Origin of the sequence: Flavobacterium sp., assembly GCF_043779715.1 — a bacterium.
Lineage (GTDB): Bacteria > Bacteroidota > Bacteroidia > Flavobacteriales > Flavobacteriaceae > Flavobacterium.
In genome coordinates, this window is record NZ_JAYWDT010000236.1 from 1 (window position 1) to 5,862 (window position 5,862).

Sequence of the window (5,862 nt, forward strand, 5' to 3'; positions counted from 1 at the left end):
AAATAAGGAGAGATTTTTTTTTGTAATCCGTTTTTAATTTTGTGATTTTTTAAATAAAATTCACTAATTTTATAATACCTCAAAATATATCATTAACGAAATAACAATCAAATTATGAATGCAAATTTTGAAATTATAGAAAAAGAAGCTATTGAAAACCTTCACTTTCCTGAGATAGATGTCCTAGAAGACAATGAAGCAATAAACCAGCGAAACTCAGATTTAGACAGAGCTCTTTCGTTAGGAAATTTAGAACACTCAAAAATTAAAATTTATTTTGAAGATGATCACTCAAAAAAGGTGGTCGAAACCACCATTTGGGGAGTAACCGACAAAAGAGTTATCCTAAAAAAAGGTGTTGTAATTCCTATAAACAGAATATATAGATCGATATAAATTCTATATATATATAACCTAAATTTGAGGCATCAATTATATTGATGTCTTTTTTTTACATTTTTTTGTAACAAAAAAGTAAAAAGGTACTCTAATTTTAACAATCAAAAAATAATCGAATATGAAATTAAACATGATTAAAGGATTATTTATTTCCGCACTACTTTTCGGAAGTAATATAATTTCTGCACAACAAGTAACAAATTATAACTACCGCGATGCTTTTGCACCAGGTTTTTATACAAAAAATGCTACCGAAACTCGTTCGGCAAGCGGTCAACCAGGTTCAAAATACTGGCAAAACAGAGCCGATTATTCACTAACAGCATCACTTAACGAAGCTAAAAATGAAATTTCAGGAACTGCATTAGTAACTTATACAAATAATAGTCCAGATAAATTAGGGTTTCTTTGGATGCAAGTAGATCAAAATCTTTTCAAAAAAGACTCACGTGGAAACGCTATTATTCCTACAAAAGGAAGTAGAAATGGTGCTAAAGGTGAAAATTTTGACGGTGGTTACAAAATTAAATCTATCAAAGTTATAGCAACTTCAAACGGAAAATCTATCGAAAGTGATGCGAAGTTTACCATTGTAGATACTAGAATGCAAGTAGATTTGCCACAAGAGCTTAAAGCAAATGGAGCAACTGTAAAACTTAAAATAGACTATTCGTTTGTTTCTCCTTTTTATGGTTCAGACAGAATGGGAGTGCTAGAAACTAAAAACGGAAAAATATATACTGTTGCACAATGGTATCCTAGGATGTGTGTGTATGATGACGTAAAAGGTTGGAATTCATTACCTTATTTAGGTGCAGGAGAGTTTTATTTAGAATACGGAGATTTAGATGTAGCCATTACAGCACCAGCAAATCATATTGTAGTTTGTTCGGGTGAATTGCTAAATCCAACAGAAGTTTACACTGCAGAACAACAAAAAAGATGGGCAGCTGCAAAATTGAGCGAAAAAACCGTTATGATTCGCTCTGCTGATGAAGTTACAAATGCTAACTCTCGTCCAGCAGGAAAACAAACTTTGACTTGGAAATTTAAAATTAAAAATGCCCGTGATATGTCTTGGGCTTCTTCTTCAGCATTTGTTATTGATGCAGCTAAAATTAACTTACCAAGCGGCAAAAAATCGTTAGCCATTTCTGCTTATCCAGTAGAAAGTAATGGTAATGATGCTTGGGGAAGATCTACAGAATATACAAAAGCATCAATCGAAAATTATTCTAAACGTTGGTACGAATATCCTTATCCTGCAGCAACAAATGTAGCAGGAAATGAAGGCGGAATGGAATATCCAGGAATCGTTTTTTGTAGCTGGGAATCTAAAGGACTAGATTTGTGGGGCGTTACAGATCACGAGTTTGGTCACATTTGGTTTCCAATGATTGTAGGTTCTAACGAAAGATTATTCGCTTGGATGGATGAAGGTTTTAATACATTCATAAATTCGTTAAGTGCTGAAGATTTTAACAAAGGAGAATACAAACAACCTGCGATGAATATGCATCAAACTGCAGGAATGCTTACAAATCCTGATACGGAACCAGTTTATACTGCCCCAGACGGACTAAAAGAAGCAAATTTAGGACTTTTAGCTTACACAAAACCAGGAGTAGGACTAACTATGTTACGTGAACAAATTTTAGGTAAAGAAAGATTTGATAAAGCATTTAGAACTTACGTTGAAAGATGGGCATTCAAACACCCAACTCCAGACGACTTTTTTAGAACTATCGAAAATGTTTCCGGAGAAGATTTAAATTGGTTTTGGAGAGGTTGGTTTATGAATAACTGGCGTCTAGATCAAGCAGTTACTAAAGTAAAATACGTGAAAAATGATGCAAAGCAAGGAGCTTTAATCACAGTAGATAATTTAGAAAAAATGCCAATGCCTGTTATTATTGAAGTTAAAACCAAAAGTGGAGCAACTTCTAGAATAACATTACCAGTAGAAATCTGGCAACGTAACAAATCATGGACATTCAAACATAATTCTACCGAAGAATTAGAAAGTATTACTATAGATCCTAATCACGTTTTTCCAGATGTAAATCCTGAGAATAATGTTTGGACTAATGCTAAAAACGGAGTAGAAAAAGGAATGAATTTAGATGCTTATTTAGGAAATTTTTCAAGCACTCAAATTCCTATTAAGATTAACTTTACTCCAGAAGACGATACAATCGTTATAAATGCTACAGGACAACCATCAGTTCCATTAGATAACCTTGGGAACGGTAAGTTTACATTCGAACAAGCTCAATTAACGGTACAGTTTAACGAGTTGAAAACTGGATTCAAGCTAAGTGTAGGCGGACAAAATTTCGAGTTTACAAAAGACAAATAATTCTTTATACTATTCATTAAAAATGCAGGCAACTAAATTGCCTGCATTTTTTTATACTAATATTTTTAGCTTTAAAAGCTTATCTAAATTTTAAATATTAAGATTACATTTGCATAAAATATCAATATGAAAATAAACCCAAAAACAGGAATCGACCAACTCATTTTTGGCATGAAGCAAAAAGATGTTACAGCTATTTATGGTAATCCTGACAAGCAATACAAAGACGAGGAGAATAATGTTATTTTTTTGTATAACGATAAAAAATTGCGACTTACATTTTATGAAGATGAGAATTTGAAATTGGGTTATATGATAAGTTCGAATCCTGATTTAGAATTGTTTTCCGAAAAAATAATTGGAAAACAAATCGATGAAGTCGAAAAAAATGTAATAAGTAAAGGAATAAAATCTCTTGAAATAGAAAATTTTGATACGGTCGATAATTATTTTAACGAAAGTAATTGGGTGATTTTTCAGGTCGAATACAAAGAAGTAATTCGGTTTGAACTTGGAGCAACAATAAACGACAAGGATGAATTCGATTGGAAGTTTAAAGGATAAACAAACCGATTGAGATAATAAAAAAAGGGAGCAAAATTTATATTTTGCTCCCTTTTTTATTTGAACTTTTAAGCCTTATTGTTTTACAGCAGGAGGATTAGCTATAGCTTCCAAAATTTCTACTTCAAAAATAATATTAGCGTTGGGAGGAATTACTCCACCAGCACCTTTTTCTCCGTAACCTAAGTTTGAAGGAATAAAGAAAGTAGCTTTATCGCCAAACGACAGTAAATTTAAACCTTCAAGGAAACCAGGGATTAATCCGCCTTTATTTCCTGCTTGGAAAGGAAATGGTGCATATCCGTTTTGGTTTGCTCTGTTTTGGTCAAATTTTCCGCAAGTTTTATTTACGTCTTCATAACTACTGTCAAAAAGGCTTCCGTCTTCCAGGTAACCAGCATAGTGCACATATATTGTTGTTCCGTCAACTGGTTTTTTGCCCGTTCCTTTTACAATAGTATATTCTAAACCTGATGGTGTTTTTGTAGCTGTAGTCCTTGTTTTTGCTAACGAAGCTACTTTTGCAGCCATAACTGGACCATATTGTTTCATGTAAACTTTTTTAGCTTCTGCAGCAGCTTCTATTTGTTTTTTGTTTTTTTCGGCATCTAATAAGGCTTGTTTTTTGTCTTCATCACCTTTAGTTGCGTAATAATCTGCAAAAACTTTTGAAGCATTAAACTTTTTGGCTTCAGCACCATTTCTAGAAATAGTAACTTTATTTATAACATCGTCTTGTACTATTTTATTTATTACATCCATTCCAGAAACTACACTTCCAAAAACGGTATGTTTTCCGTCTAACCAAGGCGTGTCTTTGTGTGTGATAAAAAACTGACTCCCGTTTGTTGCTGGACCAGAATTTGCCATCGATAATATTCCTCCTTGTGTGTGTTTCAAATCGGTAATTTCATCTTTAAATTTATATCCAGGATCTCCAGAACCATTTCCTAAAGGGTCACCACCTTGAATCATGAAATTGGCAATTACTCTATGAAATTTTAATCCGTTGTAAAAAGGTTTTCCTTTCAAATCTGCTTTTACAATAGTATTTGTACCTTCTGCTAAGGATACAAAATTTGCAACTGTTATAGGTGTTTTTGTATATTCTAATTGCACAATAATTTTCCCTTTTGAGGTATCAAATTCTGCAAATATTCCATCAGTTGTAGTTTTTGTTCCTTTTTGGGCATAACCATTTGCTATAACTAAAAGAAATACTAATAATAAGTTTAATTTCGTTTTCATCTTTTTTAAAATATTTATATTATTTACTTGGCATTTTTTCTAACATTTCTAACTCGAAAATCAAATTGGTGTTTGGAGGAATAACGCCTCCCATACCTTGAGCTCCGTAACCTAAATTAGAAGGGATAAATACAACGGCTTTGTCTCCAAAGGACATTTTTTCTAATCCTTCAATAAATCCTGGAATCATACCGTCTTTTTTACCAGCTTCAAAAGGAAATGGTTGGTATCCGTTTTGCGCGGCTCTGTTTGCATCAAATTTTCCAAAATCACGACTTACATTTTCGTAACTGGTATCAAAAAGATTTCCATCTTCAAAAAAACCTGCGTAATGAAAAAAGAAAGTTGTTCCTGCTACGGGTTTTTTTCCTTTTCCTTTACTAACAATAATGTACATTAATCCTGATTCTGTTTTTGTAGCTTTGGCTTTAATAGTTGCAAAATAAGCCACTCTATCGGTTATTACTTTTGCATATTTGGCATCGTTTTCTTTTTTAGTAACTAATTGTGTTTCAAAATAATCTCTAAAAACTTTTGGTGCATCAAACTTTTTTGCAGCTTCTCCTTTTCGGATAATTTTTATTTTAATAATTTCGTCATCTTGAGCTATTTTATTTACAACATCTTGACCTTCTACAACATGTCCAAAAACGGTATGACGACCATTCAAATAATTGGCTTCTTTGTGAGTAATGAAAAATTGACTTCCGTTAGTTTCAGGACCAGCATTTGCCATAGCAAGAATTCCTGCTTTATCCATTTTTAAATCTTCTACGAATTCATCTTTAAATTTGTAACCTGGACCACCAGAACCATTTCCGTCAGGATCTCCACCTTGAATCATAAAATCGGCAATGACTCTATGAAATTTTAATCCGTTATAAAAAGGTTTTCCGCTAAATTTCTCGTTTACCAAAGTATTTGTTCCTTCGGCAAGTGCAACAAAATTTGCAACGGTTACGGGTGTTTTTTCGAATTCTAATTGTAGTAAAATATTGCCTTTATCAGTTTCTATTTCGGCATAAAGACCATCAGATAATTTATCGTGTTGTGGGTTGCATGAAAACAATACTAATGCTGTGAGGCTTAATACTAATTTTGTTATTTTATTCATTGTTAAAAAAATATAGTTAATTAATTTTAATTTTCAGTTGTCTTTGAAAATGGTTTAATGTCATTTAAGGTTACTGTACAAATTAGCGGTTCGTTTGTTCCTATTTTTTTGTTGTCGCCGTGATACCCAAATGCCATGTGTGATGGAAATAAAAATGTTACTTTTTCGCCTTTTTGCA

General features: G+C 32.6%; 5 protein-coding genes and 1 pseudogene. 3 read left to right on the forward strand and 3 right to left on the reverse strand.

What is annotated here, in order from left to right:
* The first annotated feature begins 114 nt into the window (after positions 1 to 114).
* The 3 genes from ACH2BG_RS11330 (at position 115) to ACH2BG_RS11340 (ending at position 3,322) form a co-directional block, all read left to right on the forward strand.
* Positions 115 to 396, forward strand: coding sequence for a hypothetical protein (locus ACH2BG_RS11330; protein WP_395047805.1), 282 nt, complete (start codon positions 115 to 117; stop codon positions 394 to 396).
* A 121-nt stretch (positions 397 to 517) separates the two neighbouring features.
* Positions 518 to 2,758 (forward strand): M1 family metallopeptidase, encoded by a 2,241-nt coding sequence (locus tag ACH2BG_RS11335; RefSeq protein WP_395047806.1) that lies wholly within the window; start codon positions 518 to 520, stop codon positions 2,756 to 2,758.
* Between the two features lie 126 nt (positions 2,759 to 2,884).
* The gene (locus ACH2BG_RS11340) at positions 2,885 to 3,322 is read left to right on the forward strand and encodes a hypothetical protein (RefSeq protein ID WP_395047807.1); all 438 of its coding nucleotides are present in this window, start codon (positions 2,885 to 2,887) and stop codon (positions 3,320 to 3,322) included.
* A gap of 75 nt (positions 3,323 to 3,397) precedes the next feature.
* On the opposite strand, the gene ACH2BG_RS11345 is transcribed toward ACH2BG_RS11340, so the two are convergent.
* The 3 genes and pseudogenes from ACH2BG_RS11345 to ACH2BG_RS11355 form a co-directional block, all read right to left on the reverse strand.
* Positions 3,398 to 4,570, reverse strand: a complete 1,173-nt coding sequence (locus ACH2BG_RS11345; RefSeq protein ID WP_395047808.1) for a peptidylprolyl isomerase — start codon at positions 4,568 to 4,570, stop codon at positions 3,398 to 3,400.
* Between the two features lie 19 nt (positions 4,571 to 4,589).
* Positions 4,590 to 5,684, reverse strand: a complete 1,095-nt coding sequence (locus tag ACH2BG_RS11350) for a peptidylprolyl isomerase (RefSeq protein WP_395047809.1) — start codon at positions 5,682 to 5,684, stop codon at positions 4,590 to 4,592.
* Positions 5,685 to 5,710: 26 nt separating this feature from the next.
* Positions 5,711 to 5,862 (reverse strand): annotated as a pseudogene (locus tag ACH2BG_RS11355) (gliding motility-associated peptidyl-prolyl isomerase GldI); the annotation flags it as partial.